This window comes from Agromyces laixinhei, from assembly GCF_006337065.1.
Classification (GTDB): domain Bacteria; phylum Actinomycetota; class Actinomycetes; order Actinomycetales; family Microbacteriaceae; genus Agromyces; species Agromyces laixinhei.
The window spans coordinates 1,958,053-1,981,557 of record NZ_CP040872.1; the positions used below are offsets into that span (position 1 = coordinate 1,958,053).

General features: G+C 69.5%; 23 protein-coding genes. 21 read left to right on the forward strand and 2 right to left on the reverse strand.

Annotated features, from left to right (window positions below):
* Positions 1-89 precede the first annotated feature (89 nt).
* From rpsD to nusB, 12 genes are all read left to right on the forward strand, one after another.
* A complete protein-coding gene (gene rpsD, locus FHG54_RS09220; protein WP_139417006.1) occupies positions 90-713 on the forward strand; it encodes a 30S ribosomal protein S4 in 624 nt (207 codons plus the stop codon).
* Positions 714-859: 146 nt separating this feature from the next.
* Complete coding sequence (locus tag FHG54_RS09225) at positions 860-1,063, forward strand: hypothetical protein (RefSeq protein WP_139417007.1); 204 nt, start codon at positions 860-862, stop codon at positions 1,061-1,063.
* A gap of 55 nt (positions 1,064-1,118) precedes the next feature.
* Positions 1,119-3,776: an alanine--tRNA ligase gene (gene alaS, locus FHG54_RS09230; protein WP_139417008.1), complete on the forward strand. Its 2,658-nt coding sequence runs from the start codon at positions 1,119-1,121 to the stop codon at positions 3,774-3,776.
* 4 nt (positions 3,777-3,780) lie between these two features.
* On the forward strand, positions 3,781-4,257 hold the full coding sequence (ruvX, locus tag FHG54_RS09235) for a Holliday junction resolvase RuvX (protein WP_139417009.1): 477 nt from the start codon (positions 3,781-3,783) through the stop codon (positions 4,255-4,257).
* A 167-nt stretch (positions 4,258-4,424) separates the two neighbouring features.
* A complete protein-coding gene (gene mltG / locus FHG54_RS09240; protein ID WP_139417010.1) occupies positions 4,425-5,693 on the forward strand; it encodes an endolytic transglycosylase MltG in 1,269 nt (422 codons plus the stop codon).
* Positions 5,683-6,516 (forward strand): shikimate dehydrogenase, encoded by an 834-nt coding sequence (locus tag FHG54_RS09245; RefSeq protein WP_139417011.1) that lies wholly within the window; start codon positions 5,683-5,685, stop codon positions 6,514-6,516. The genes mltG and FHG54_RS09245 overlap by 11 nt, the downstream gene beginning before the upstream one ends.
* Before the next feature lie 57 nt (positions 6,517-6,573).
* Positions 6,574-7,794, forward strand: a complete 1,221-nt coding sequence (gene aroC / locus FHG54_RS09250; protein ID WP_139417012.1) for a chorismate synthase — start codon at positions 6,574-6,576, stop codon at positions 7,792-7,794.
* Positions 7,787-8,305, forward strand: coding sequence for a shikimate kinase (locus FHG54_RS09255; RefSeq protein WP_233437738.1), 519 nt, complete (start codon positions 7,787-7,789; stop codon positions 8,303-8,305). Before aroC ends, FHG54_RS09255 begins: the two co-directional genes overlap by 8 nt.
* Complete coding sequence (gene aroB / locus FHG54_RS09260) at positions 8,302-9,387, forward strand: 3-dehydroquinate synthase (RefSeq protein ID WP_139417013.1); 1,086 nt, start codon at positions 8,302-8,304, stop codon at positions 9,385-9,387. The genes FHG54_RS09255 and aroB overlap by 4 nt, the downstream gene beginning before the upstream one ends.
* Positions 9,388-9,427: 40 nt before the next feature.
* Positions 9,428-9,865 (forward strand): type II 3-dehydroquinate dehydratase, encoded by a 438-nt coding sequence (locus FHG54_RS09265; RefSeq protein ID WP_139417014.1) that lies wholly within the window; start codon positions 9,428-9,430, stop codon positions 9,863-9,865.
* Positions 9,866-10,000: 135 nt separating this feature from the next.
* Positions 10,001-10,564 carry an elongation factor P gene (gene efp, locus FHG54_RS09270; protein ID WP_139417015.1) on the forward strand — a complete coding sequence of 188 codons (564 nt, stop codon included), beginning with the start codon at positions 10,001-10,003 and terminating at the stop codon, positions 10,562-10,564.
* The gene (gene nusB, locus FHG54_RS09275) at positions 10,564-10,977 is read left to right on the forward strand and encodes a transcription antitermination factor NusB (protein ID WP_139417016.1); all 414 of its coding nucleotides are present in this window, start codon (positions 10,564-10,566) and stop codon (positions 10,975-10,977) included. The genes efp and nusB overlap by 1 nt, the downstream gene beginning before the upstream one ends.
* 12 nt (positions 10,978-10,989) lie before the next feature.
* Here nusB and FHG54_RS09280 read toward each other — a convergent pair whose 3' ends face one another.
* Positions 10,990-12,285, reverse strand: a complete 1,296-nt coding sequence (locus FHG54_RS09280) for a glycosyltransferase (protein WP_139417017.1) — start codon at positions 12,283-12,285, stop codon at positions 10,990-10,992.
* A 204-nt stretch (positions 12,286-12,489) separates the two neighbouring features.
* On the opposite strand from FHG54_RS09280, the gene FHG54_RS09285 reads away from it, so the two are divergent.
* Positions 12,490-13,005, forward strand: a complete 516-nt coding sequence (locus tag FHG54_RS09285) for a DoxX family membrane protein (protein ID WP_139417018.1) — start codon at positions 12,490-12,492, stop codon at positions 13,003-13,005.
* Between the two features lie 35 nt (positions 13,006-13,040).
* Here the strand turns inward: FHG54_RS09285 and FHG54_RS09290 are convergent, their stop codons facing one another.
* Positions 13,041-13,703: a hypothetical protein gene (locus tag FHG54_RS09290; protein WP_139417019.1), complete on the reverse strand. Its 663-nt coding sequence runs from the start codon at positions 13,701-13,703 to the stop codon at positions 13,041-13,043.
* Between the two features lie 115 nt (positions 13,704-13,818).
* On the opposite strand from FHG54_RS09290, the gene pyrR reads away from it, so the two are divergent.
* From pyrR to gmk, 8 genes are read left to right on the forward strand one after another with little or no spacing between them, the layout of a single operon-like run.
* Positions 13,819-14,379, forward strand: a complete 561-nt coding sequence (gene pyrR / locus FHG54_RS09295) for a bifunctional pyr operon transcriptional regulator/uracil phosphoribosyltransferase PyrR (protein WP_139417020.1) — start codon at positions 13,819-13,821, stop codon at positions 14,377-14,379.
* Entirely contained in the window at positions 14,379-15,335 is a 957-nt protein-coding gene (locus tag FHG54_RS09300; RefSeq protein ID WP_139417021.1) for an aspartate carbamoyltransferase catalytic subunit, read from the forward strand. Before pyrR ends, FHG54_RS09300 begins: the two co-directional genes overlap by 1 nt.
* Positions 15,328-16,671 carry a dihydroorotase gene (locus tag FHG54_RS09305; protein WP_139417022.1) on the forward strand — a complete coding sequence of 448 codons (1,344 nt, stop codon included), beginning with the start codon at positions 15,328-15,330 and terminating at the stop codon, positions 16,669-16,671. The genes FHG54_RS09300 and FHG54_RS09305 overlap by 8 nt, the downstream gene beginning before the upstream one ends.
* Positions 16,664-17,218, forward strand: a complete 555-nt coding sequence (locus FHG54_RS09310; RefSeq protein WP_139417023.1) for a PH-like domain-containing protein — start codon at positions 16,664-16,666, stop codon at positions 17,216-17,218. Before FHG54_RS09305 ends, FHG54_RS09310 begins: the two co-directional genes overlap by 8 nt.
* Positions 17,211-18,389: a glutamine-hydrolyzing carbamoyl-phosphate synthase small subunit gene (carA, locus tag FHG54_RS09315; RefSeq protein WP_198169696.1), complete on the forward strand. Its 1,179-nt coding sequence runs from the start codon at positions 17,211-17,213 to the stop codon at positions 18,387-18,389. The genes FHG54_RS09310 and carA overlap by 8 nt, the downstream gene beginning before the upstream one ends.
* Complete coding sequence (gene carB, locus FHG54_RS09320) at positions 18,389-21,676, forward strand: carbamoyl-phosphate synthase large subunit (protein ID WP_139417024.1); 3,288 nt, start codon at positions 18,389-18,391, stop codon at positions 21,674-21,676. The genes carA and carB overlap by 1 nt, the downstream gene beginning before the upstream one ends.
* Complete coding sequence (gene pyrF / locus FHG54_RS09325; RefSeq protein WP_139417025.1) at positions 21,673-22,551, forward strand: orotidine-5'-phosphate decarboxylase; 879 nt, start codon at positions 21,673-21,675, stop codon at positions 22,549-22,551. Before carB ends, pyrF begins: the two co-directional genes overlap by 4 nt.
* Entirely contained in the window at positions 22,544-23,476 is a 933-nt protein-coding gene (gmk, locus tag FHG54_RS09330; protein WP_139417026.1) for a guanylate kinase, read from the forward strand. The genes pyrF and gmk overlap by 8 nt, the downstream gene beginning before the upstream one ends.
* Positions 23,477-23,505: the final 29 nt, after the last annotated feature.

The window sequence follows — 23,505 nt, forward strand, 5'->3', positions numbered from 1 at the left end:
CGATCCACCCTTGGCGAATCCCTCTGACACAGGTTCCCGGCGCACGATCGCGCCGTGAATTCACTTGAGATTCTTCCGAAAGGACATTCGTGTCGAACCAGTCACGCAGTAAGACCCGCCTCTCCCGTGCGCTCGGCGTCGCCCTCACCCCGAAGGCCGCCCGCTACATGGAGAAGCGCCCGTACGCTCCCGGTGAGCACGGCCGCACCAAGCGCAAGCAAGACAGCGACTACGCCGTTCGTCTGCGCGAGAAGCAGCGCCTGCGCGCCCAGTACGGCATCCGCGAGAAGCAGCTGCGCATCGCCTTCAACGAGGCCCGTCGCACCGACGGCCTGACCGGTGAGAACCTGGTCGAGCTGCTCGAGATGCGTCTCGACGCCATCGTGCTCCGCGCTGGCTTCGCCCGGACGATCTCGCAGGCCCGCCAGTTCGTCGTGCACCGCCACATCCTCGTCGACGGCCAGCTCGTCGACCGTCCGTCGTTCCGCGTGAAGCCGGGCCAGCTCGTGCACGTCAAGGCACGCAGCGAGGGCACCGAGCCCTTCCAGGTCGCCGCCGCCGGCGGTCACGTCGACGTGCTGCCCAAGCTTCCCGGCTACCTCGAGGCCGAGCTCGACAAGCTCCAGGTGAAGCTCGTCCGTCGCCCGAAGCGCGCCGAGGTTCCCGTGACCTGCGACGTGCAGCTGGTCGTGGAGTACTACGCCGCTCGCTGACGCAGAGCAGTTCGTGCAGGGGTCGCGGGTTTCCCGCGGCCCCTGTCGCGTACCCGGCGAGCGGCCGCGGTACGGCCACTAGACTGGTGCCCGGCGTGCCGAGCGCAGCGCAAGGCGACATTTCGATCAGGGAGCAGGAGCACCTCGTGAAGAGCATTCTGTGGTTCACCGTCGGCGTCGCGGCCGGATTCGCGGTCGCCCACCAGGTCAACCAGACCAAGCAGGGCCGGGACTTCTTCTCCGCGGTGGACGCGAAGGCACGCGCTTTCGGCCATGCGATCGCCGAGGGCTACCACGCCCGCGACGCCGAGCTCCGTGCCGAACAGGGCGAGGCACCCGCGTCTCTCTGAGGCGCGCCCCGAATGCGACGGCCCGGATTCCCCGGGCACGACCGAGAACGGAACCATGCAGACTGCCGACATCCGCCAGCGTTGGCTGGACTTCTTCGCCGAGCGCGGCCACACCGTCGTCCCGTCGGCCTCACTCGTCTCCGACGACCCCACCCTGCTCTTCACGGTCGCCGGCATGGTGCCGTTCGTGCCGTACCTGACGGGTCTCGTACCCGCGCCGTACCCACGCGCGACGAGCGTGCAGAAGTGCATCCGCACGAACGACATCGAAGAGGTCGGCAAGACGCCGCGACACGGCACCTTCTTCCAGATGAGCGGCAACTTCTCGTTCGGCGACTACTTCAAAGAGGGCGCCATCGAGATGGCGTGGCAGCTGCTCACCACGCCCGAGGCCGACGGCGGTTACGGCTTCGATCCGAAGGACCTCTGGGTGACCGTCTATGAAGACGACGACGAGGCGATCGAGCTCTGGAAGAAGATCGCCGGCCTTCCTGAAGAGCGCATCCAGCGACTCGGCATAGGCCCGAACTACTGGCACACGGGCCAGCCGGGCCCTGCGGGCCCCTGCTCCGAGATCTTCTTCGACCGCGGGCCTGCGTACGGCGCCGACGGCGGCCCGGCGACCGATGACGATCGGTACGTCGAGATCTGGAACCTCGTGTTCATGCAGTACCTCATCGACGACGTGAAGTCGAAAACCGACTTCCGCATCGTGAAAGAGCTGCCGAAGAAGAACATCGACACCGGCATGGGCCTCGAACGCGTGGCCTTCCTCAAGCAGGGTGTCGACAACATGTACGAGATCGACCAGGTGCGCCCGGTGCTCGACCGCGCGGCCGAGATCTCGGGCCGCACCTACGGCGCGAACCACGACGACGACGTGCGCATGCGCGTCATCGCCGACCACGTGCGCTCCGCCCTCATGCTGATGAGCGACGGGGTGAGCCCGTCGAACGAGGGGCGCGGATACATCCTGCGCAGGCTCCTGCGCCGCAGCATCCGCGCCATGCGCCTGCTCGGCGTCGAGGGCCCGACCTTCCGAGAGCTCTTCGCCGCCTCGCGCGACGCGATGAAGGCCGCCTACCCCGAGGTCGCGAACGACTACGCGCACATCGAGAAGCTCGCCCTCGGTGAGGAGGAGACCTTCCTCCGTACGCTGACCGCGGGCACCTCGATTCTCGACCTCGAGGTCTCGAAGACGAAGGAATCGGGGCGCGGCGAACTCGCGGGCGACACCGCGTTCCTGCTGCACGACACCTACGGCTTCCCGATCGAGCTCACGCTCGAGATGGCCGACGAAGCGGGCCTCACCGTCGACCGCACCGCGTTCGACTCACTCATGACCGAGCAGCGTTCGCGCGCGAAGGCCGACGCGAAGTCGAAGAAGCGGGTGCTCGCCGATCTCTCGGTCTACGCGGAGTTCCGTGCCAAGGGCGAGACGATCTTCACCGGCTACACCGAGTTGAGCACCGGGTCGACGGTGCTCGGCCTCCTCGTCGACGGGCGACCCGTGCCGTTCGCGACCGCGGGGCAGACGGCCGAGGTCATCCTCGCTGAGACCTCGCTCTATGCGGAGTCCGGTGGTCAGGCGCCCGACCGGGGTCGCATCGTCGGCGACGGCTTCGAACTCGAGGTGCTCGACGTGCAGAAGCCGATCAAGGGCCTCATCAGCCACACCGTGAAGGTGACGACGGGCGAGGTCGGCGTCGGCGTCCCCGCGACCACGCTCGTCGACGAGCAATACCGGCGCGGTGCCACCCAGGCGCACTCGGGCACCCACCTCGTGCACGCGGCGCTGCGCCAGGTGCTCGGCCCGAACGCCCATCAGTCGGGCTCGTTCAACAAGGCCGGCTACCTGCGCCTCGACTACGGCTGGAACTCGGCGCTCTCGGCCGAGACCCGCAGCGAGATCGAGGAGATCTCGAACCTGGCCATTCGCGACAACCTCGAGGTCGTCACGCGCGAGATGCCGCTCGATGAGGCGAGGTCGCTCGGCGCCATGGCGCTCTTCGGCGAGAAGTACGGCGACGTCGTGCGCGTCGTCGACATCGGCGGGCCCTGGTCACGTGAACTCTGCGCCGGCACGCACGTGTCGACGAGCGCCGAGGTCGGCATGATCAACATCGTGGGGGAGTCGTCCGTCGGTGCGTCGAATCGTCGCGTGGAGTCGCTCGTCGGGCTCGACGCCTTCCGCCGCTTCGCCTCGGAACGTGCGCTCGTCTCCGAGCTGACCACTTCCCTGAAGACCCGGCCCGACCAGCTCGTGAGCCGCGTCGGCGAACTCGTCGCCAGCCTGAAGTCGGCCGAGAAGCGCATCCAGCAGTTCGAGGCCCGCGCGCTGAACGACCGCGTACCGGCCCTCGCTGCGAAGGCAGTGCGCTCGGGCGGCGCACTGCTCGTCGCGGAGTCGGTCGGCTCGCTCGGCACCGGCGACGAGCTGCGCGCGCTCGCGCTCTCCGTGCGATCGCAGCTCGGCGACGCCGCATCCGTCGTTGCGCTGACGGCCGAGGTCGGCGGTAAGCCGGTCGCGATCGTCGCGACCTCACCCGCTGCCCGCGACGCCGGTGCGAACGCGGGCGCGCTCGCGAAGACGATGGCCGGAGTGCTCGGCGGCGGAGGCGGCGGGAAGCCCGACCTCGCGCAGGGCGGCGGCAACGACCTCGCGGCGATGCCGGCCGCACTCGACGCGGTGCGCTCGGCGCTCCGCGAGTAGGCGAGTGCGCACCGGGGCGAGGCTCGGCGTCGACGTCGGGCGCGCCCGCATCGGTGTCGCGCGCTGCGATGCCGGCGGGCTGCTGGCAACCCCGGTGGAGACGGTGGCTCGCGCGACCGACGGCGATGCCGACGTGGCGCGCATTCTCGCGATCGCACGCGAGTACGAGGTGATCGAGATCGTCGTCGGCAACCCGCTCTCGCTCTCGGGCGCGTCGACGGCGTCGACCGACGACGCGATCGTGTTCGCTGAGCGGCTGGCGAGCTCGGGAGTCCCGGTGCGACTCGTCGATGAACGACTCTCGACCGTGAGCGCCCAGCAGGCGCTTCGTGCGACCGGGAAGTCGACGCGCAAGCAACGTCCAATCATTGATCAGGTTGCAGCCGTTATCATTTTGCAACACGCCATCGACGCCGAGCGGGACTTCAACCGCCCTCCCGGCCGCACGATCGAGAACCACGAAGGGCCATCCCCCCTGTGACCCAGCCCCATCCCGACCGAGACGACACCGACCGCTCGACCGCCGATTGGCACGCGATGCTCTCGGGTACGGCTCCGGTGCGAGCACCTCGAGCACCTCGAGCAGCGGATGCCGCGGCACCGTCCCCGACCGCGGAAGCGGGGTCGACCGGTGCCGAGGGGCGCCCCATGACGCGGCGGGAACTGCGGGCGGCCGAAGCTCGTCAGGCGGCCGAGGCCGAAGCCGGAACCCATTTCGCCGAGGCGGGCACGACCGATTCCCGACTGCCGTTCTCCGAGGCGATCGTCGCCGACCCCGCTCAGCCCGACGAGTCCGAGCCTTTGCGGCCCTCGCGCGCCGAGCGCCGGGCCGTGAACGGCGACCCGCACGAACCGGAGAAGCCGAAGCGTCGCGGCGGCTGGGGGTGCCTCGTCGGCCTGCTCATCGTCGCTGCGCTCGGCGCCGGGGCGTTCTTCTTCCTGCAGGGACCGATCAGTGCCGTCATCGAACGATTCACTCCCGCCGCGGACTACGAGGGCACCGGCACCGGCGAGGTGATGTTCATGATCCACGACGGCGAGGACGGCTCGGACATCGCGACCAACCTCGCGGAAGAGGGAGTCACCGCGTCGTACGCCGCCTTCTACAATCTCCTGCTCGAGCAGAGCCCCGAACCCGAATTCCACGCCGGCGCCTACCGGCTGGCAGAGCAGATGAGCTCTCAAGCCGCGCTCGACGCGCTGCTGGATCCGGCGAACAAGCTCGAGAACACCGTGCTCATCACGGAAGGCACCTGGGCGAACGAGGCCCTCGCCGACGCTGCCGCCACGCTCGAGATCCCGCTCGAGGAGTTCCAGGCCGCGGTCGCGGATCCGCAGGCGCTGGGTCTGCCCGCCGAGGCGACGAGCGTCGAAGGGTTCCTGTTCCCGGCGACCTATTCGTTCGAACCCGATACGACGGCCATGGAGGCTGTGCAGGCGATGGTCGCCGAGAGTCTCGCCGCCTTCGACGCCGCCGGCGTGGCGCCAGAGGACCGCTACCGTGTCGCGACGATCGCGTCGCTCATCGAGCGCGAGGGACTTCCGCAGGACTTCACGAAGATCTCCCGGGTCATCCAGAATCGCCTCGCTCAGAGCATGCCGCTGCAGTTCGACTCCACCGTGCACTACGGACTCGGCGACAACTCGGTCGTCACGACGACCGATGCCGAACGGGCCGACGCGAGCAACACCTACAACACGTACGTGCACCCCGGTCTCCCGCCCGGGCCGATCGGCAATCCGGGTGCCGAAGCCATCCAGGCGGCCATCAACCCGGCCGACGGGCCGTGGCTGTACTTCGTGACGGTCGATCCCGATACCGGCGAGACCGTGTTCACCTCGACGCTCGAAGAGCACGAGGCAGCCGCCGAACGGTTCTACCAGTGGCTCGAGGAGCATCCCGAATATGGGCAGTGAGCGGCGCCGGCTCGCCGTGCTCGGCTCGCCGATCGCGCATTCGAAGAGCCCGGCGCTCCACCGCGCCGCGTACGAGCGACTCGGTCTTGCCTGGGACTACTCGGCGGTCGAGATGGACGGGCGTCGTCTCGGCGAGTTCGTCGGTGCGCTCGACGCATCGTGGCGGGGACTCTCGCTCACGATGCCCCTGAAGCAGGACGTGCTGCCGCTGCTCGATGCGCTCGACGAGGTCGCAGCGATCACGGGGGCGGCCAATACCGTGCTCCTCGACGGCGGCGAGCGGCGCGGCTACAACACCGACGTCGGTGGCATCGTGCGAACCCTCCGCGAGGCGGGCATCGGCGAGGCCACGCAGGGCGTGCTGCTCGGCGGCGGCGCCACCGCGGCCTCGGCGCTGGTCGCGATGTCGCAGCTCGGCGCCACGGATGTGCGGGTGCTCGTGCGTCGCCAGGGGGCTGCCGCGCCGCTCGTCGAACTCGGTTCGCGTCTCGGCGTGCAGGTCGGCGAGGGGGGTTTGGCCGAGCTCGCGACGATCGACCGTGCCGGCCTCGTGGTGAGCACCGTGCCCGGTGGAACCGACCTCGGCGTCGCGGCATCCGACGGGCTGATCGCCTCGGCGGCGTTGCTCGACGTCGCCTACGATCCATGGCCGACTCGGCTCGCCGCCGACTGGCTCGCGGGCGGCGGCACCGTCGTTCACGGTCTCGGGATGCTGCTGCACCAGGCTCTGCTGCAGGTGCGGATCTTCGTGAACGGCGACCCGAACGCACCGCTCGCCGACGAGGCAGCGGTGCTCGCCGTCATGAGGAACGCCGTCTCCTGAGCGCAGCGCCACCGTCATACGAGATTCGCGGCGCCGAGCCTGTGGAAGGATGGGGACATGCTCCGTTGGCTCACTGCCGGAGAGTCGCACGGGCCTGAGCTCGTCGCGATCCTCGAGGGTCTTCCCGCCGGTATCCCCGTTTCGCTCGACGATATTCGCGCCGACCTCGCGCGCCGCAAACTCGGCTACGGCCGAGGCGCCCGCATGAAGTTCGAGCAAGACGAATTGGTGATCTCGGGCGGTGTGCGCCATGGCCTGAGCCTCGGCAGCCCCGTCGCGCTCCGCATCGGCAACACCGAGTGGCCGAAATGGCAGGAGGTCATGAGCCCCGAGCCCATCGACCCCGCGAAGCTGGGTCGCGGGCGCGGCGCCGCGCTGACCCGCCCTCGCCCTGGGCACGCCGACCTCGTCGGCATGCAGAAGTACGGCTTCGACGAGGCGCGCCCCGTGCTCGAACGCGCGAGCGCCCGCGAGACCGCCGCGCGTGTCGCACTCGGGGCGGTCGCGCGGTCGTTCCTCGCCGAGCTCGGCATCCGTCTGGTCGCCCACACACTCGCGATCGGCCCGGTGCGCGTGCCCGACGGCCGGCCGCTGCCGAGGCCCGACGATGTCGACCTGCTCGACGCCGATCCGCTGCGCTGCTTCGACGCCGAGACCTCGGCCGCGATGGTCGAGGAGGTCGACCTCGCGCACAAGGAGGGCGACACGCTCGGCGGCGTGGTCGAAGTGCTCGCCTACGGTGTGCCGCCTGGACTCGGCTCGCACGTGCACTGGGACCGGCGTCTCGACGGACAGCTCGCCGCGGCGCTCATGGGCATTCAGGCGATCAAGGGCGTCGAGGTCGGCGACGGCTTCGAGACGACCCGGCGCCGCGGCTCCGCCGCTCACGACGAACTGCATGTCGAGGGCGAGCGAATCGTTCGCGCGAGCGATCGTGCCGGTGGCACCGAGGGCGGCATGTCGACCGGCACGGTGCTGCGCGTGCGCGCCGGCATGAAACCCATCGCGACCGTGCCGCACGCGCTGCCGACGGTCGACATCGCGACGGGCGAGGCCGCCGCGGCGCACCACCAACGCTCCGACGTCGTCGCGGTGCCCGCGGCAGGCGTCGTCGCCGAGGCGATGGTCGCCCTCACGCTCGCGAACGCCGTGCTCGAGAAGTTCGGCGGAGACTCGGTCGACGAGACCCGGCGCAACCTCGAGTCCTACCTCGCGTCGATCCCCGACACGCTCCGCACCGCCGGCGCGGGGGCGGATGTTGCTGCAGACCGTGCCTGACCTCCCTCGCCTCCCGCTGCCGATCGTGCTCGTCGGCCCGATGGGCGCGGGCAAATCACGGGTCGGCGGGCGACTCGCGGCATCCATCGGCGCTCCATTCGTCGACACCGACCTGCGCATCGCCGAACGCTACGGACCGATCGAGGAGATCTTCGACCGCGAGGGCGAGGAGTACTTTCGCATCGTCGAGCGCGAGGTCGTCGCCGAAGCGCTTCGCGAGGAGGCCGTGATCTCGCTCGGCGGAGGCGCAGTGCTGCACGACGACACCCGCGACGACCTGGCCGACCTGCCCGTCGTGTGGCTGAAGGTCTCCTCGACGGCGGTGGCGCCGCGGCTCGCCGGCGGTACACGTCCACTCCTCGCCGACGGCGGCCTCGAACGCTGGGCCGCCCTTCTCGAGGCGCGGCGACCGATCTACCGGGCGGTCGCCGACTTCAGCATCGACACCTCGCGTCGCTCGGTCGCGCGGATCGTCGACGACATCACCGGGCACTTCGGAGGATCACCGTGACGCACGACGAGACCCGCACGAGCATCCGCGTCGGCGGCGAATCGGGCTACGACGTCATCGTGGGACGGGGGCTGCTCGGCGAACTCGGTGCAGCGATCGGCGCCGAGCCGACCAAGGTGCTCATCGTGCACCCGGCGACGCTCGGTGCTCGCGCGGCGGAGCTTCGCGAGGCGCTCTCCGATCGCTACCAGGTGCTGCTCGCCGAGGTGCCCGACGCCGAGGCCGGCAAGCGCGTCGAGGTCGCTGCATTCTGCTGGCAGGTGCTCGGGCAGGCCGACTTCACCCGCACCGACGCCATCGTCGGCTTCGGCGGGGGAGCGATCACCGACCTCGCCGGCTTCGTCGCCGCGACCTGGCTGCGCGGTGTGAAGGTCGTGCAGGTGCCGACGACGGTGCTCGGCATGGTCGACGCGGCCGTCGGCGGCAAGACCGGCATCAACACGAATGAGGGCAAGAACCTCGTCGGCGCCTTCCATGCGCCCGCCGCGGTGATCTGCGACCTCGACACGCTCGACACCCTGCCGAAGAACGAGATCCTCGCGGGCTTCGCCGAGATCGTCAAGGCGGGCTTCATCCGCTACCCCGAGATCCTCGACATCATCGAGGCCGATCCCGAGGCCGCGACCGACCCGTCGACACCCGAGTTCCGCCGCGTCGTCGAACTCGCGATCCAGATGAAGGCCGACGTCGTCTCCGAGGACTTCACCGAGCAGGGACTCCGCGAGATCCTGAACTACGGGCACACGCTCGGCCACGCGGTCGAGCACGCCGAGCGGTACCAGTGGCGGCACGGTGCGGCGGTCGCAGTGGGCATGGCGTTCGCTGCAGAACTCGGCCGCCTCTCCGGCCGCCTCCCCGACGAGGTCGCCGACCGGCACAAGCGCGTGCTCGACCTGCTCAGCCTGCCGACGTCGTACCCCGGCGGGCGCTGGAACACCCTCCTCGCGACCATGCAGCGCGACAAGAAGGCACGGGCCGGCCAGTTGCGCTTCATCGTGCTCGACGACCTCGCGAAGCCGACCGTCATGCTCGCGCCCGACCAGTCGCTGCTGTTCGCCGCGTACCAGGAGATCGCCTCCTGAGCGACCGGGGCGAGGGATACCGCGGCGCTAGGCTTCTGGCATGACGACGATCCTCGTGCTCAACGGCCCGAACCTCGGCCGGCTCGGCACCCGTGAGCCCGAGGTCTACGGCAGCGAGAGCCTCGCCGACATCCGTGATTCGCTCGCCGGCGCCGTACCGGGCGATGTCGAGATCGACCTGCGGCAGAGCGACGACGAGGCCGAGCTCATCGGCTGGATCCACGAGGCCGTCGACCGGAAGCTCCCGGTCGTGCTGAACCCGGCGGCGTTCACCCATTACAGCTACGCGCTGCGCGACGCGGCAGCGCAGCTGAAGCAGGCGGGCGTGCCGCTCGTCGAGGTGCACCTGTCGAACCCGCACTCGCGCGAGACCTTCCGTCACACGAGCGTGATCTCGGGAGTCGCCACCGGCGTCATCGCGGGGTTCGGCAGCGACTCGTATCGCATGGCCGTCGACTGGGTGCTCCGGCACGCGTGAGCCGTGTGCGCATCGCGGGCTCCGCGGCATCCGTTCGCATTGGCGCAGCTCCGACCGAGCGACTAAACTCGACCGACCGAACTTCTGTGGCCGAATCCGGCCGAGCCTCTTCGCAACTGAACGGAACACACACGCATGGCAAGCACCGCTGACATCAAGAACGGCGTCGTCCTCTCCATCGACGGTCAGCTCTGGAGCGTCATCGAGTTCCAGCACGTCAAGCCCGGCAAGGGCGGTGCGTTCGTGCGCACCAAGCTGAAGAACGTCGTGTCGGGCAAGACCGTCGACCGCACCTACAACGCGGGTGCGAAGATCGAGATCGAGAATGTCGACCGTCGCGACTTCACGTACCTCTACAGCGACGGCGACGCGTTCGTGTTCATGGATCAGACCGACTACGACCAGCTCACCGTGCCCGGTACCGTCGTCGGCGACGCCGCGAACTTCATGCTCGAGAACCAGGCGGTGACCGTCGCATTGAACAACGGCAACCCGCTCTACGTCGAGCTGCCCGCCTCCGTCGTGCTCGAGATCACGTACACCGAGCCCGGCCTGCAGGGCGACCGCTCCACCGGCGGCACGAAGCCGGCGACCGTCGAGACGGGCTACGAGATCCAGGTGCCGCTCTTCCTCGAGACCGGCACGAAGGTCAAGGTCGACACCCGCACGGGCGACTACCTCGGCCGCGTGAACGACTAGTGAGCGCGCGCACCAAGGCGCGCAAGCGCGCGCTCGACCTGCTGTACTCGGCGGACATGCGCCAGGTTCCGGTCGAGCAGATGCTCGTCGTCGAGGCGGAGAAGGCGGCGAGCGAGCCCGAGCGCGCCGCGTCGTGGCTCTACGCGCGCGAGATCGTCGACGGTATCGTCGACAACCGTGCCGAGATCGACGAACTCATCGAGACGAACTCGCACGGCTGGACCCTCGAACGCATGCCGGCGGTCGACCGTGCGATCCTGCGCATCGGCGTGTGGGAGATCATCCACAACGAGGCCGTGCCCGACCCAGTCGCGATCTCCGAGGCCGTCGAGGCGGCGACCGTGCTCTCGACCGACGATTCCGCCGGATTCGTGAACGGCCTGCTCGCGGCGATCTCGCACTCGAAGGCGTAGTCGGTCGGCTGCTCAACTGCTCGAATTGCGGGTCAACAACGCCATCGTGTGTTCGACGACCTCGTTGGGACCGTCGTGCGCGGCGAGCGCGGCGGCCAGTCGCCCGGCGTTCGCGCGATACGAATCGTCGGTCTGCAGCTGCCGCCAGGCTCGAAGGATGGCACGCGGACGCGGACGCGGGCGACCCGTTCGCAGGTTGACCCCGGCGCCGGCCCACGCCACGCGCGCGGCGATCTCGGGCTTGTCGACGTCGCCGCCGGCGACGATGAGCGGGATGCCCTGTGCGAGGGCGGCGAGTACACCGCCCCAGCCGCCGTTCGTGATCATGACGTCGAGGCGGGGCAACAGCGAGTCGTACGGGACGAACCCCGCTACGCGGGCGTTGGGCGGCGCGGTGAACGGCAGCTCCGCGACATCCGCTCGCCCGGTCGAAGCGATGAGCAGCACCCGCTGCCGACCGAGGGCGGCGAAAGACGGTTCGATGAGGTCGTGGGGATCGACGTTCAGCGTGCCCTGGGTGACATGCAGGATCGGGTCGACGCAGGTCTCGACGTCGGGCCACCACGACGGGAGAGCCGCGTCATTCGCACGCGGCCGGGTGAGTTCGCCGACGAACACGACCTGCGTCGCGAGATCCGAGCGCGGGTAATACTCGAGTTCGGCGACACCTGAGGCGCAGACGAGGTCGGGCGAGATGAAGGCGTGTTCCAACGCGAGGTCGTCGGGCGGCAGGCCGGCTCGGGTGCGTTCCTCGGCGTAGGCACGCTGGATCCCACGAGACGCAACGCCGGTCAGTCCTCGAAGTGCGCGGTCGCGCAGCCGCCCGATGATCCCCTTGGCCGGCTGGAGCCCCAGTATCGGCGGGGGCAGGTCGCGACTCGGGATGGTCAGCGGCACGATGCTGACCGTCACCCACGGCGTTGCGGTCAGCTCCGAGGCGAGGTGCGCCCCGATGCTCAGGCCGTCGGCGACGATGACGTCCCACGGCTCCTCGGCGTAGGCGTGCGCGAGGTCGGCGGCCTGGTCGGCGCCGGTGCGCACGAAGAGCAGCTCGACGTTCGCGAGCATCTGTCGCGGCCCCTTTCTGCCGCGGAGCGCGGGAAACGTCGCCGGGAGGTCGTGCTCGTCGAAGTCCGGCGCACGCGCCCACGTCACCACACGAGCGCCGAGCATGGTGAAACGGTGGGCGAACGCGCCCCCCGTGTACACGCGGACACCGTGACCCGCGGCGAGAAACGCCTCGGCGACGGCGACCATCGGTGCGACATGCCCGTGGAACGGCATCACGGCGATCATCACCTCGGCCATGGTTCATCCCACCATGAGTCTCAGATCCCGTGCGCCCCTCGAACGGGGGAGTGGCGGGCGGCAGCCCTGACCGGCGCCTCGGTGGTTGCCCCGACCGCGATTCAGTGAGGCTCCGGGCGACCGCAGTGCCCGGTTCGGATGTGATGGTCGAGTCGCCCTGTCCGGCCACCGAATCCCACCCACTGAACACGTAAGGAAACCGATATGTCCACCACAACGATGGGCGGCGGCCGGGTCTCGACCGCCGCGGGCCTCGACGCAGTGCTCGACCAGGCCAACGCGGCGCAGGCCGTCGTGCAGCGATTCCTCGCCCGCACCGGCCAGCCGGCCCTCAGGATCGCGCTCGGGCTCGTGTTCGTCGTGTTCGGCGCACTGAAGTTCCTGCCGGGTGCGAGCCCCGTCGAAGGGCTCGTCGGCCGCACCTGGAGCGCGCTGTCGTTCGGCATGATCGACGGCTCTGCCGCGCTCATCATCACCGCCTGCCTCGAGGTCTTCGTCGGGCTGACGTTCGTCACCGGGGTCTTCGTGCGCATCGGGCTGCTCGCGCTCGCCGCGACATTCGTCGGCATCTTCTCGCCGCTCGTGTTCTTCACCGGCGATCTCTTCACCTCGGCCGGCCCGACGCTCACCGCGCAGTACATCCTCAAGGACGTCGTTCTCGTCGCTGCCGCGATGGTGGTCGGCGCCGTAGCACTGAAGCGGCCCATCGGGCGCCGCTGACGCCGCGCATTCCGCCGCGGGCGGCACCTGACCGATCAGGTGCCGTCCGCGGCGTTCGTCATCGCGTTCGGCCGTGCGGTGTCCTTCGGATCCTCCGCGTCGGCGCGGGGCGCCCATGCGGCAAGCACCGCCGCCTCGATGCCGAGCCCGACGAGACTGCCGTGCGGCCAATACGTCAACAGAACCGTCGCGCCGACCACGATGAGCAGCGTCGCTGCGAGCAGGAGACGCTCCCAGAGCGGCGCCACATCGCGAGGTGCGACGATCGCGACGGCCATCGCCCAGAGGCAGATCGCGAGCAGCGCAATGCCCTCGGCGCCCCACACGCCGTGCAACGGGGCATCCGCCGGGTGATTGAGATACGAGGCCAGCGTGACCGGGGCGGCTGCGAGGAGCAGCCAACCGAGCACGCGGCCGCTCCAGCCGAGCGCCACGAGGGTCGGTCCGGTTGCGAACCACAGCAGCAGGAATGAAGCGGATGCCGCTGCGCCGAAGACGAGGTAGAAGTCGTACACCCCCATCGATGCGAGCCACATGCGAATGCCGTCGTACACCGGCTGCGAGTCGAGTGTGCCGAGCCACGGCGGAATCCCGTCGACCGACCAGGCCGCCTGCTGCGGCGGCAGCAGGAAGAACGCCCAGACCGAGGCGATGAGCGCCGCGGCGACGGCCCACTGGCGGGACGGATGGTCACGCATGCTCGCACGTTAGCGGGCGGGCGCCCCCGCCGACAGCCCTCGCTCGTGGGACACGGTAGACTCGTTCGCGTTGACAACCTTTAAGGCCGTCCTGTGAGGCGGAGAAGGGAGTCGTTTGATGGCACGTGCCGTGCTCAGTCAAGCTGACATCTCGCGGGCGCTGACCCGCATCTCGCACGAGATCCTCGAGTCCAATCGAGGCAGCTCCGATCTCGTCATCCTCGGCATCCCGACCAGGGGTGTGATCCTCGCCCGCCGCATCGCCGAGACGATCGCCCGCATCGAGCCCGCAGCCCCGCCGCCGCAAGTCGGAACGCTCGACGTCACGATGTACCGCGACGACCTCACACGAACCCGCACGCGCACGCCGCAGCCGACCGAGTTGCCGGCAGGCGGCATCGACGGCAAGACCGTCGTGCTCGTCGACGACGTGCTGTACTCGGGCCGCACGATCCGAGCGGCGTTCGATGCGCTCAGCGATCTCGGCCGCGCCCGTGCGGTACGGCTCGCGGTGCTCATCGACCGTGGTCACCGCGAGTTCCCCATTCGTGCCGACTTCGTGGGCAAGAATCTGCCGAGTTCGGCCCGAGAGCGCATCAATGTGCGACTGATGGAGATCGACGGCGACGATGCCGTCGCCATCGATGACGCCGCGCCCGAAGCAGGCGAGGCGTGATGCGGCACCTGCTGAGCACCCGAGAGCTGTCGCGCGAGCAGGCGATCCGGCTCCTCGACATCGCCGAGGACATGGCCGCCGTGCAGGAGCGCGAGGTCAAGAAGCTGCCGACACTGCGGGGCAAGACGGTCGTGAACCTCTTCTTCGAGGACTCGACCCGCACCCGCATCTCGTTCGAGGCGGCGGCGAAGCGCCTCTCGGCCGACGTCATCAACTTCAGCGCGAAGGGGTCGAGCGTCTCGAAGGGCGAGAGCCTGAAGGACACGGCGCAGACCCTGCACGCGATGGGCGCCGACGGCGTCGTGATCCGCCACCACGCATCGGGTGCGCCGCACACGCTCGCCACGAGCGGATGGATCGACGCCGGCGTCCTCAACGCCGGCGACGGCACCCACGAGCACCCGACCCAGGCGCTCCTCGACGCCTTCACGATGCGGCGACGCCTGCACGGCACGGTGTCCCGCGGGCGCGGCCTCGACGGCGTGCGCGTCGTCATCGTCGGTGACGTGCTGCACTCCAGGGTCGCACGGTCCAACGTCTGGCTGCTCGCCACGCTCGGTGCCGAGGTCGAACTCGTCGCCCCGCCGACGCTCGTGCCGGTCGACACGAGGTCGTGGCCGGCCCGCGTCGGCTACGACCTCGATGCCGCGCTCCGCGGCACACCCGACGTCGTCATGATGCTGCGCATCCAGGCGGAGCGCATGCAGGCGGCGTTCTTCCCGAACAGCCGCGAATACGCGCTCACCTGGGGCCTCGACGACGCCAGGTTCGACGCGCTGCCCCCCAGTACGATGGTGATGCACCCCGGCCCGATGAACCGCGGGCTTGAGATCGCCGCCCGCGCAGCCGACTCGCAGCAGTCGACCGTGCGCGAGCAGGTCGCGAACGGAGTTTCAGTGAGAATGGCCGCCCTCTACCTGTTGCTGTCCGGCGAACGGGGGACGCCCGATGAATGAGCGCTTCCTGATCACGGGTGCGACCCTCCCCGGTGGGGAGCGAGCCGACGTGCTGCTCGACGGCGGCATCATCGCCGGCGTCGGCAGCATCGCGGATGCCGCGGGCGCGACGGTCGTCGACGCCGACGGGCTCATCGCACTGCCCGGGCTCGTCGACCTGCACACGCATCTCCGCGAGCCCGGCTACGAACAGAGCGAGACCGTGCTGACCGGCACCCAGGCGGCGGCCGCGGGCGGCTTCACCGCGGTCTTCGCCATGGCGAACACCTTCCCCGTCGCCGACACGGCCGGCGTCGTCGAACAGGAGGCGAGTCTCGGCCGCGCCGCCGGGTACGCGACGGTGCAGCCCATCGGTGCCGTCACCGTCGGACTCGAGGGCGAACGTCTCGCCGAACTCGGCGCCATGGCCCGGTCCCGGGCGAACGTGCGGGTGTTCTCCGATGACGGATTCTGCGTCTCCGACCCGTTGCTCATGCGCCGTGCGCTCGAGTACGTGAAGGCGTTCGACGGCGTCATCGCCCAGCACGCGCAGGAACCCCGCCTCACCGAAGGCGCCCAGATGAACGAGGGCGCGCTGTCGGGCGAGCTCGGATTGACGGGGTGGCCGGCCGTCGCCGAGGAGTCGATCATCGCCCGCGACGTGCTGCTCGCCGAGCACGTCGGCTCGCGGTTGCACGTGTGCCACGTCTCCACCGCCGGATCGGTCGAGGTCATCCGCTGGGCCAAGGCCCGCGGCATCGACGTCACCGCAGAGGTCACCCCGCACCACCTCCTGCTCACCGAAGACCTCATCGCCGGCTACGACCCGAGGTTCAAGGTCAACCCGCCGCTGCGCCGTGCCGAAGACGTCGAAGCCCTGCGCGCGGCGCTCGCCGACGGCACGATCGACATCGTCGCCACTGACCACGCCCCGCACCCGGTCGAGGCGAAGGAGAGCGAGTGGCAGGCTGCCGCCAACGGCATGGTCGGCCTCGAATCCGCCCTCGCGGTCGTGCACGCCGCCGTCGTCGAAACGGGACTCATGAACTGGGCGGATGTCGCGCGCGTGATGTCGGCGGCACCGGCACGCATCGGGCGGCTGCACGGTCACGGCGAGTCCATCGCCGTCGGCGCAGCGCCCGAACTGACCCTCTACGACCCCGCGGCGGCATCCGAGTTCGACCTCGACCGGCTCGCCGGCCGCAGCACGAACTCGCCCTACCTCGGCCGCCGCCTGCCCGGTCGAGTGGTCGCGACCTTCCACGCCGGCTATCCGACCTTCATCGACGGCGCAGTGCGACCGCGCGACGAGGTGGCCCGCAACGCGGCATCCGCTCGGGGGGCCGAGCATGGATAAGGTGATCGGCACCATCGTCGCCGTCGCGATCGTCGCGCTCATGGGCTGGCTGATGTACCGCTCATGGAAGGCGCGCACCGTGCGCGACGAGACGCTCGGCTCCTACCCGGTGCCCGCAGAGCACGGCGCCGCGGTGCTCGACGCCGAGGTGCTCTACGTCGCGACCACCCCGATCGGCGAGCCCCTCGAACGTCTCGCGGTGCACGGTCTCGCGTTCCGCGGCTCTGGTCACCTCGAGGTGCTTCGCGAGGGCGTGATCCTCCGCATCGCGGGGGAGTCCATGACCTTCATCCCGGCCGACCGGCTCGTCGGTGCGGGCCACGCGAGCTACGCGATCGATCGCGGCGTCGAGCCCGAGGGCCTCATCGCCCTCTCGTGGATCGCCGAGGACCGGGGAACGGCCGAACGCGGCGAACCCCGAGTCGACAGTTACGTGCGCGCCCGGTACCCGGGCGACCCGGCCAGGATCATCCAGGCCGTGAACGACATCGCCGCAGCGCACGACGCGCCGCGGCAGGAGCAGGAAAGTGAGGCCTCGAATGACTGAGACCCCGACCGGCACCGGCGAAACCGCCGTGCTCGTCCTCGAAGACGGACGCCGCTACGAGGGACGCGCATACGGCTCACGCGGCCGTACCCTCGGCGAGGCCGTCTTCGCCACCGGAATGACCGGCTACCAGGAGACCCTCACCGACCCGTCGTACGCGGGTCAGATCGTCATGATGACCGCGCCGCACATCGGCATCACGGGCATGAACGACGAAGACATGGAATCGGCACGCATCTGGGTTGCCGGATTCATCGTGCGCGACCCCTCGCGAGTCGTCTCGAACTTCCGCTCGCTGCGGAGCCTCGACGACGACCTCGCCTCCGCGGGAGTGGTCGGCATCAGCGGCATCGACACTCGAGCGCTGACGCGCCACCTGCGCTCGGCCGGCGCGATGCGCGCCGGCATCTTCTCAGGCGATGACGCACTGCTCACCGCCGGCGAGCAGCTCGACCTCGTGCAGGGCGGCGCCGGCATGATCGGCGCGAACCTCTCGGCCGACGTCTCGACGGCCGAGCCCTACACCATCGATGCCGAGGGGGAGCGAATCGGCTCCGTCGCGGTGCTCGACCTCGGCGTGAAGACCTCGACCCTCGGCTACCTCGCCGAACGCGGCTTCGACGTGCACGTCGTGCCGCAGACCATCACGGCCGAGGAGGTGCTGGCACTCGAGCCCGATGCGCTGTTCTTCTCGAACGGGCCGGGCGACCCTGCGGCCTCCGATCGCCATGTCGAACTGCTGCGCTCGACGCTCCGCGAAGGGCTGCCGTACTTCGGCATCTGCTTCGGCAACCAGTTGCTCGGCCGCGCGCTCGGCTTCGGCACCTACAAGCTGCCATTCGGCCACCGCGGCATCAACCAGCCGGTGCTCGACAAGGCCACCGGCCGCGTCGAGATCACGGCGCACAACCACGGCTTCGCCGTGGACGCCCCGATCGACCGCGTGAGCGACTCGACCGAGGGCTTCGGCCGCGTCGAGGTCAGCCACTACGGCCTCAACGACGACGTGGTCGAGGGACTCAACTGCCTCGACATCCCCGCGTTCAGCGTGCAGTACCACCCCGAGTCGGCGGCCGGCCCGCACGATGCGAACTACCTCTTCGACCGATTCCGCGACATGGTGATCGCGAACACCGGGGCGAACACCGCGACCGAAGGAAGCAACGAGTAATGCCCAAGCGCGACGACATCAACAGCGTCCTCGTCATCGGATCCGGTCCGATCGTCATCGGACAGGCCGCCGAGTTCGACTACTCGGGAACCCAGGCGTGCCGCGTGCTCCGCGAGGAGGGCGTTCGGGTCATCCTCGTGAACCCGAACCCCGCGACGATCATGACCGACCCCGACTTCGCCGACGCGACGTACATCGAACCGATCACGCCCGAGATCATCGAGTCGATCATCATCACGGAGAAGCCCGACGCGGTGCTCCCGACGCTCGGCGGCCAGACGGCCCTGAACGCGGCGATCGCGCTGGAAGAGGCCGGCATTCTCGCCAAGCACGGCGTCGAGCTCATCGGGGCGAAGGTCGACGCCATCCGCAAGGGCGAAGACCGCCAGCTCTTCAAGGACCTCGTGATCGAGGCCGGCGCGGGCGTCGCCCGTTCGCACGTCGCGAAGACGGTCGAGCAGGCGAAGGAGTTCGCCCTCGACCTCGGCTATCCGCTCGTCGTGCGCCCCTCGTTCACGATGGGAGGCCTCGGATCGGGCTTCGCGTACACCGAGGAAGAGCTCGTGCGCATCGCCACCCAGGGCCTGCACGACTCACCCACGACCGAGGTGCTCCTCGAGGAGTCGATCCTCGGCTGGAAGGAGTACGAGCTCGAGCTCATGCGCGACACCTCCGACAACACGGTGGTCGTGTGTTCGATCGAGAACGTCGACCCGGTCGGCGTGCACACGGGCGACTCGATCACCGTGGCACCGGCCCTCACCCTGACCGACCGCGAGTACCAGAAGCTGCGCGATATCGGCATCGACATCATCCGCGCCGTCGGCGTGGACACCGGCGGCTGCAACATCCAGTTCGCCATCGACCCGGCCGACGGTCGCGTCATCGTCATCGAGATGAACCCGCGCGTCTCCCGTTCGAGCGCGCTCGCATCGAAGGCGACGGGCTTCCCGATCGCGAAGATCGCCGCGAAGCTCGCGATCGGCTATCGCCTCGACGAGATCCCCAACGACATCACCAGGGTCACCCCGGCCTCGTTCGAGCCGACACTCGACTACGTCGTCGTCAAGGTGCCCCGGTTCGCGTTCGAGAAGTTCCCGGCCGCCGATGCCACTCTCACGACGACCATGAAGTCGGTCGGCGAGGCGATGGCGATCGGCCGAAACTACGCGACCGCGCTGCAGAAGGCGCTCCGCTCGCTCGAGAAGCGCGGCTCGTCGTTCCACTGGGGCGAAGAGCAGCGCTCGATCGAAGAACTGCTCGAGGTCGCAACCGTGCCGACCGACGGCCGGATCGTGGTCGTGCAGCAGGCGCTCCGCAAGGGCGCCACGATCGAGCAGTTGTTCGAGGCCACGAAGATCGACCCGTGGTTCCTCGACCAGATCGTGCTCATCAACGAGGTCGCAGCCACCATCGCAGCGGCGGAGAACCTCGACACCGAACTTCTGCTCCTGGCGAAGGATCACGGCTTCTCGGACGCCCAGATCGGCCAGCTCCGCGGCTTCGGCGAGGCCGACGCTCGCGAGGTGCGCCACATCCTCGGAATCCGCCCGGTCTACAAGACGGTCGACACGTGTGCGGGCGAGTTCCCGGCGCTCACGCCCTATCACTACTCGAGCTACGACTCCGAGACCGAGGTGGAGCCGAGCGACCGCAGGAAGGTCGTCATCCTCGGCTCGGGCCCGAACCGCATCGGCCAGGGCGTCGAGTTCGACTACTCGTGCGTGCACGCCTCGTTCGCCCTCTCGGCCGCCGGGTTCGAGACGATCATGATCAACTGCAACCCCGAGACGGTCTCGACCGACTACGACACGAGCGATCGGCTCTACTTCGAGCCGCTCACGCTCGAAGACGTGCTCGAGGTCATCCATGCCGAGTCCCAGTCGGGCGAGCTCGTCGGCGTCGTCGTGCAGCTCGGCGGGCAGACGGCACTCGGCCTCGCGAGGGGTCTCGAAGCCGCCGGGATCCCGATCCTCGGCACGACACCCGACGCGATCGACCTCGCTGAGGAGCGCGGCCTGTTCTCCGGCATCCTCGACACGGCCGGGCTCCTCGCGCCGAGGAACGGCACCGCGACCGACCTCGACGGCGCAGTCCAGGTCGCCGAGGGCATCGGCTTCCCCGTCCTCGTGCGCCCGAGCTACGTGCTCGGCGGTCGCGGAATGGAGATCGTCTACGACTCGCCTTCGCTCGCCGACTACTTCGAGCGCATCGAGGGTCAGGGCATCGTCGGGCCGAGCCATCCGCTGCTCGTCGACCGCTTCCTCGACGACGCGATCGAGATCGACGTCGACGCCCTCTACGACGGGACCGATCTCTACATCGGCGGCGTCATGGAGCACATCGAGGAGGCCGGCATCCATTCCGGCGACTCCAGCTGCACCCTGCCGCCCGTCACGCTCGGCCGTGCAGAGGTCGACCGGGTCCGTGAAGCCACCCGCGCCATCGCGGAGGGCATCGGCGTTCAGGGCCTGCTGAACGTGCAGTTCGCGATCGGCGCCGGTGTGCTCTACGTGCTCGAGGCGAACCCGCGCGCGAGTCGCACCGTGCCGTTCGTCTCCAAGGCGCTCGGTATTCCGCTCGCGAAGGCCGCGTCGCGCATCATGGTCGGTGCCACCGTCGCCGAGCTCATCGACGAGGGCATGCTTCCCGCCTCAGACGGGTCGCGGGTGCCGCTCGACGCTCCGGTCGCCGTGAAGGAGGCCGTGCTGCCCTTCAGCCGCTTCCGCACCCGCGAGGGCATCATCGTCGACTCCGTCCTCGGGCCGGAGATGCGCTCGACGGGCGAGGTCATGGGCATCGACAAGGACTTCCCGACGGCGTTCGCGAAGAGCCAGCTCGCGGCCTATGGCGGCATGCCCACCACCGGCACGGTCTTCGTGTCGGTCTCCGACCGCGACAAGCGCTCGATCATCCTCCCGGTCCTCCGTCTGCAGCAGCTCGGGTACGGCATCGCCGCGACCGAAGGTACGGCCGAAGTGCTGCGCCGCCACGGCATCCGCGCCAAGGAGGTGCTGAAGTTCAGCGAGAAGACGAATGATGACGCGACGTCCGTCGTCGAGCTCATCCACCGCGGCGAGGTCGACGTCGTCGTGAACACGCCGAGCGGTCGTTCGTCTCGCGCCGACGGCTACGAGATCCGTGCGGCCGCGGTCGCCGCCGACATCCCGCTGTTCACGACCATCGCCGAGCTCTCGGCGGCCGTCGCGTCGCTCGACGTGCAGCGCGAGGGCTTCGAGGTCACGAGCCTGCAGGAGTACACGAGCCGCCGGGAGGCGAGCATATGACCGACGCAAGCCTCTTCGGCGACCGGCTCGAGGCCGTCTTCGCCGTCTACGGCAAGCTCTGCGTCGGGATCGACCCGCACCCGCCGCTCCTCGACGCGTGGGGCCTCCCCGACTCGGCCGAGGGCGTGCGCGAGTTCGGGCTTCGAGCGGTCGATGCCGCTGCCGGTCGCGTCGGCATCGTGAAGCCGCAGGTCGCGTTCTTCGAGCGGCACGGCTCTGCGGGCTACGCGGCGCTCGAGCGGGTGCTCGCGGAGGCGCGCGACGGCGGTCTCATGGTGATCGCCGACGCGAAGCGCGGTGACATCGGCACGAGCGTCGAAGCATACGGGCAGGCGTGGCTGACGCCGGGATCACCCCTCGAGTCCGACGCCATGACGCTGAGCGCGTTCCAGGGACTCGGGTCGATCGCCGGCGTGCTCGAGGCCGCTGAGCGGGTCGGCAAGGGCGTGTTCGTGCTCGCAGCGACGTCGAACCCCGAGGCGGCCGCGATCCAGCGTGCCGTGCTGCAACAGTCGAGTCGCGCCGGTGACACCGTCGCGCAGGCGATCACGAGCGGGGTCATCGCGTGGAATCAGGGGCGTACGGATGCCGCGAGCCGGCCCCTCGGCTCGGTCGGAGTCGTGCTCGGAGCAACGACCGACCTGCGGAGCTCGGGCATCGAGCTCGACGTCGACGGACCACGGCCCGGTCTGCCGGTACTCGCACCGGGATTCGGCCATCAGGGCGCAGAGCTCGGCGATCTCCGTGCGATCTACGGATCGCTCGCGGCGGGCGTGATCGTGAGCGAGTCGCGATCGATCCTCGGCGCAGGGCCCGGCGCCCTCGCTGAAGCGATCACGCGCCGCGTCGACGAAGTCGGGGTCGCAGGTGTCTGAGCCGTCGACCTCGTCCGAGGCCACCCGATCGTCGCCGCCCGAGGTCGACCGAGTCGCCGCATCGCGTGCGGCCGTCGCGGCACGACGTGCCCGCGCGACCGTCAAGTCCGCGATCGCCGCCGGCTCCCGCAGCCCGCTCGACGTGCTGCGAGCGGCGTTCGAATCGCCCGATGGCGTCGAGGGGCGGCTTCGCGTCACCGAGTTCATGACGTCGATCCCCGCGATCGGGCAGACGAAGTCGGTGCGCATCATGGGCGAACTCGAGATCTCGCCGTCGAAGCGGCTCGGCGGGCTCGGCCGGCTCCAGCGCCGCCGGCTCCGCGAGTTCCTCGCCGACTGGGTCGCCGCCCACGGCGGTACGGGCGACCGTCTCGTCGTGCTCGCCGGCCCGACCGCGGTGGGCAAGGGCACGGTCGCCGAGTACATCCGTCGGAATCATCCCGAGGTGCGGCTCTCGGTCTCGGCGACGACGCGCACACCCCGCCCGGGCGAGGTCGAGGGGGAGAGCTACTTCTTCGTCGACGACGCCGAGTTCGACCGCATGGTCGAGGCCGGCGAACTCCTGGAATGGGCGACCGTGCACAACGCGTCGCGTTACGGCACTCCTCGCAGGGCGGTCGAAGCAGCGATCGCAGCAGGCAACAGCGTGCTGCTCGAGATCGACATCCAGGGCGCCCGGTCGGTGCGGCGCGCCGCACCCGAGGCGACGCTCGTCTTCCTGCTGCCGCCCAGTTGGGACGAACTCGTGCGCCGACTCGTCGGCCGCGGCACCGAGAGCCCGTCCGAACAGCAGCGCAGGCTCGAGACGGCGAGGGTCGAACTGGCCGCCGTCGAGGAGTTCGACCATCAGGTCGTGAACCACGACGTCGCCGAAGCCGCGCAGGAGGTCGTAGACTTGATGAGATCTCGCAAGGGTCGGCGTTGAGCTGCCCTCGCCACGACTTTCCGCGCACC

Excerpts from the sequence above, each read along its gene's own strand:
- alaS (WP_139417008.1), top strand. The coding sequence starts at position 1,119 with ATGCAGACTGCCGACATCCGCCAGCGTTGGCTGGACTTCTTCGCCGAG.
- mltG (WP_139417010.1), top strand. The coding sequence starts at position 4,425 with ATGACGCGGCGGGAACTGCGGGCGGCCGAAGCTCGTCAGGCGGCCGAG.
- FHG54_RS09245 (WP_139417011.1), top strand. The coding sequence starts at position 5,683 with ATGGGCAGTGAGCGGCGCCGGCTCGCCGTGCTCGGCTCGCCGATCGCG.
- aroC (WP_139417012.1), top strand. The coding sequence starts at position 6,574 with ATGCTCCGTTGGCTCACTGCCGGAGAGTCGCACGGGCCTGAGCTCGTC.
- FHG54_RS09265 (WP_139417014.1), top strand. The coding sequence starts at position 9,428 with ATGACGACGATCCTCGTGCTCAACGGCCCGAACCTCGGCCGGCTCGGC.
- efp (WP_139417015.1), top strand. The coding sequence starts at position 10,001 with ATGGCAAGCACCGCTGACATCAAGAACGGCGTCGTCCTCTCCATCGAC.
- FHG54_RS09280 (WP_139417017.1), bottom strand. The coding sequence starts at position 12,285 with ATGGCCGAGGTGATGATCGCCGTGATGCCGTTCCACGGGCATGTCGCA.
- FHG54_RS09285 (WP_139417018.1), top strand. The coding sequence starts at position 12,490 with ATGTCCACCACAACGATGGGCGGCGGCCGGGTCTCGACCGCCGCGGGC.
- FHG54_RS09290 (WP_139417019.1), bottom strand. The coding sequence starts at position 13,703 with ATGCGTGACCATCCGTCCCGCCAGTGGGCCGTCGCCGCGGCGCTCATC.
- FHG54_RS09300 (WP_139417021.1), top strand. The coding sequence starts at position 14,379 with ATGCGGCACCTGCTGAGCACCCGAGAGCTGTCGCGCGAGCAGGCGATC.
- FHG54_RS09305 (WP_139417022.1), top strand. The coding sequence starts at position 15,328 with ATGAATGAGCGCTTCCTGATCACGGGTGCGACCCTCCCCGGTGGGGAG.
- FHG54_RS09310 (WP_139417023.1), top strand. The coding sequence starts at position 16,664 with ATGGATAAGGTGATCGGCACCATCGTCGCCGTCGCGATCGTCGCGCTC.
- carA (WP_198169696.1), top strand. The coding sequence starts at position 17,211 with ATGACTGAGACCCCGACCGGCACCGGCGAAACCGCCGTGCTCGTCCTC.
- carB (WP_139417024.1), top strand. The coding sequence starts at position 18,389 with ATGCCCAAGCGCGACGACATCAACAGCGTCCTCGTCATCGGATCCGGT.
- pyrF (WP_139417025.1), top strand. The coding sequence starts at position 21,673 with ATGACCGACGCAAGCCTCTTCGGCGACCGGCTCGAGGCCGTCTTCGCC.